Origin of the sequence: Luteitalea sp. (assembly GCF_044337415.1) — a bacterium.
Taxonomy (GTDB): domain Bacteria; phylum Acidobacteriota; class Vicinamibacteria; order Vicinamibacterales; family Vicinamibacteraceae; genus Luteitalea.
In genome coordinates this window covers 1-3,637 of record NZ_JBIINP010000318.1, presented here as the reverse complement: position 1 = coordinate 3,637, position 3,637 = coordinate 1, and the positions used below count along the sequence as shown (strand labels likewise).

The following is a 3,637-nucleotide window of genomic DNA, read 5'->3' as shown; positions in this document are numbered from 1 at the left end:
GGGCACATCGTCGTCCATGACCCCGCCCGTGGCCACGCTGGCGCGGCAGATCCTCGTCGGCCTCGCACCGCCTGTCCTGCTCGGCATGGCCATCAGGGCGCGTTGGCCCGCGGCGGCGGTGCGTGCGCTGCCGGGTGTGCAGCGCCTCGGGTTCGTTCTCCTGGTGGGACTCGTCGTGGCGGTGCTGGCCGACGCCATGGGCCGTCCTGGCGTGGCATGGGGCTCGGCACTCACGCTGCTCAGCGCCTTTCTGCTGGGGGCGTTCGCTGCGGGGATCCTGTCGGCCTGGCTGGTCGGCGCCGGCGCCGACGACCGATTCGTGTTTGCGGTCGCTTTCGCCACCCGCAACCTCGCTGTGGCCGTGGCGCTGGCCATGGCCCTCGGTCGGCAGGCAGAGTTTCTGTGGGTCGCCGCGGTCTACCTGGTCGTGCAGGTCACCGTGCTGGGGAGTGCGGCAGCCGTGCGCGCGCGGTGGGTAGTCCGGTGAGGCGTCCTGCCCCTGTTCGCGCGTGTGCCCTTTCGGGCAAGGTACCTGCCCCTCGTTCGACTTCCTCCGCGCTTGCTATCGAGTGATGATGCCCGCGGGTTGGTATCGACAGGGCGGCATCGCCCGTCGGCACCCGTCCTCGTGGCACGACGCCGGCCCGTGGCCGACGCCAGTCACGCAGACGCGCGAGGCGCCGATGACGCCAACCGCCCCTGGCCGACCCCGAACGCGGGGCGGCTCACCCTGTTTGCCGAGGAGAGACGACGCATGCAGTTCACCACCAAGCTCACGGCCGCCGTCCTGGCGTGCGCCGGGATGCTGGCCTTCGGGGCCGGCACCGCGGCGGCCCAGGCCAAGAAGCCGAACATCCTGATCATCTGGGGCGACGACATCGGCCAGTTCAACATCAGCGCGAACAACCGCGGGATGATGGGCTACAAGACGCCGAACATCGACCGCATCGCCAACGAGGGCGCCACCTTCACCGACTGGTACGGGCAGCAGTCCTGCACGGCCGGCCGCGCGGCGTTCATCACCGGGCAGTCGCCGATCCGCACGGGCCTCACCAAGGTGGGCCTGCCGGGCGCGCCCGAGGGCATGAAGAAGGAAGACCCGACCATTGCCACGCTCCTCAAGGCGCAGGGCTACATGACGGGCCAGTTCGGCAAGAACCACCTCGGCGATTCCAACGAGACGCTGCCGACCAACCACGGCTTCGACGAGTTCTTCGGCAACCTGTACCACCTCAACGCCGAGGAGGAGCCGGAGAATGCCGACTACCCGAAGGACCCCGCGTTCAAGAAGCGGTACGGTCCGCGTGGCGTCATCCACAGCTTCGCCGATGGCCGCATGACCGACACCGGTCCGCTCACGAAGAAGCGCATGGAGACGATCGACGAGGAGGTCAACGCCAAGGCGATCGACTTCATGACGCGCGCCAAGGCCGCGGGCAAGCCGTTCTTCCTCTGGTGGAACTCCACCCGCATGCACATCTTCACGCACCTGAAGCCTGGCTCCGAGGGCAAGACCGGCCTCGGCATCTACGCTGACGGCATGGTGGAGCACGACGGCCACGTCGGCATCATGCTCGACAAGCTGAAGGAGCTCGGCTTCGAGGACAACACCATCGTGATGTACTCGAGCGACAACGGCGCCGAGACCTTCACGTGGCCCGACGGCGGCACGACGATGTTCAAGGGCGAGAAGAACACGCAGTGGGAGGGCGGCTACCGCGTGCCCTCGTTCATCCGCTGGCCGGGGACGATCAAGCCGGGCACGATCATCAACGACATCGGCGCGCACGAGGACATGCTGCCGACGCTGCTCGCCGCCGCTGGCGACACGACCTCGGTCAAGAGCCTCCTGACGGGCATGAAGATCGGTGATCGCTCGTACAAGGTGCACATCGACGGCTACGACCTCGGCCCGGCGCTCCGCGGCCAGGCCGAGTGGCCGCGCAAGGAGTTCATCTACTGGACCGACGACGGCAGCGTCGCGGCGCTGCGCTACGAGAACTGGAAGGTCACGTTCCTCGAGCAGCAGGCCGAGGGCCTCAAGGTGTGGCAGGAGCCCTTCGTGCCGCTGCGCGCCCCCAAGGTCACCAACCTGCGCATGGATCCGTTCGAGCGCGCCGAGGAAGAGAACGCGATGGGCTACCAGCGCTGGTACATGGAGCACATGTTCGCCATCGCGCCGGCCGGCGGCTTCGTCGGCAAGTGGCTGCAGTCCTTCAAGGACTACCCGCCGCGCCAGAAGCCGGGCAGCTTCAACCTCGACCGCGTGATGGAATCGGTCATGGGCGGCTCGAAGCAGTAGTCTCACGACAACACGGGGCCGCCATCGCGAGATGTGCGGCCCCTTTTCTTTTGCAGGAGCCCTCCCGCATGCCATCACTCCGCTCGATCGCCGTCGCCTCTGGCGTCACCGTCATCCTCCTCGGGACACTGGCGTGCTCAGGGCCGTCGCCCGCGCCGACATCTGCGGCATCGCCTGCACCTGCGCCCGCCGCGGCGGCCACCCCGGCGCCGGCCGAGGCCGTCCTGGCGTCGTGGAACGCCGGCGCCGCGAAGGCGGCCATCGTCGACTTCGTGACGAAGACGACGACGCCGGGCTCGGCGTCGTTCGTCGCGCCCGCCGAGCGCATCGCCGTGTTCGACAACGACGGGTGCCTGTGGTCCGAGCAGCCGATGTACTTCCAGTTGGCCTTCGCGCTCGATCGGGTGAAGGCGATGGCGCCGAGCCATCCGGAGTGGAAGACCAAGGAGCCATTCGCCTCGGTGCTCAAGGGCGACCTCAAGGGCGTCATGGCCGGTGGCGAACACGCTCTGGTGTCGCTCGTGATGGAGACGCATGCCGGCACCACCACCGAGGAGTTCAACGCCATCGTCAGCGAGTGGGTGGCCACGGCGCGTCACCCGAAGACGGGGCGCAAGTACACCGAGATGGTGTTCCAGCCGATGCTTGAGGTGCTCGCATACCTCCGCGCCAACGGCTACAAGACCTTCATCGTGTCGGGCGGCGGCATCGAGTTCATGCGCCCGTGGGCCGAGCAGGTCTACGGCATCCCGCCCGAGCAGGTGATCGGCAGCAGCATCAAGACGAAGTTCGAGCTCCGCAACGGCACGCCGGTGCTCGTGCGGCTGCCCGAACTGAACTTCATCGACGACAAGGCCGGCAAGCCGGTCGGCATCCAGCAGCACATCGGCCGCCGGCCGGTGATGGCGTTCGGCAACTCCGACGGCGACCTGCAGATGCTGCAGTGGACGACGAGCGGTGCTGGCCCGCGCTTCGGCCTGATCGTGCGTCACACCGACGCCGAGCGTGAGTTCGCCTACGATCGCGCGTCGTCCATCGGACACCTCGAGAAGGCGCTCGACGAGGCGCCGTCGCGCGGCTGGACGGTCGTCGACATGAAGGCCGACTGGAAGGTCGTCTACCCACCTCAGTAATTCAGAATTCAGAGTTCGGAATGAAGGGCGGGGCGGGCAGGGTAGGGGCTGTCGCCGCGGACCTCGAGGAATTCGGAATTCAGCGTTCAGAGTGACGGGGGCGTCGGCGGCATCGCGGGCGCCCTCGTCGTGCGTCAGGGCATCCCGGCGGCGGATGCGCGCAGCGCCTCGACGTCGGGGATCGTCACCGAGCCGTGCCCGA

General features: G+C 68.0%; 2 protein-coding genes and 1 pseudogene. All 3 read left to right on the top strand.

Translation table 11 applies throughout. The features are described from left to right. A pseudogene (locus ACIRDX_RS21615) lies at positions 1–487 on the top strand (hypothetical protein); the annotation flags it as partial. Between the two features lie 315 nt (positions 488–802). Continuing rightward, on the top strand, positions 803–2,302 hold the full coding sequence (locus tag ACIRDX_RS21610; protein ID WP_396627495.1) for an arylsulfatase: 1,500 nt from the start codon (positions 803–805) through the stop codon (positions 2,300–2,302). 68 nt (positions 2,303–2,370) lie between these two features. Then, positions 2,371–3,435, top strand: coding sequence for an HAD family hydrolase (locus ACIRDX_RS21605; protein ID WP_396627494.1), 1,065 nt, complete (start codon positions 2,371–2,373; stop codon positions 3,433–3,435). Positions 3,436–3,637 lie beyond the last annotated feature (202 nt).

Coding starts and splice junctions, on each gene's coding strand:
- ACIRDX_RS21610 (WP_396627495.1), top strand. CDS start 803: ATGCTGGCCTTCGGGGCCGGCACCGCGGCGGCCCAGGCCAAGAAGCCG.
- ACIRDX_RS21605 (WP_396627494.1), top strand. CDS start 2,371: ATGCCATCACTCCGCTCGATCGCCGTCGCCTCTGGCGTCACCGTCATC.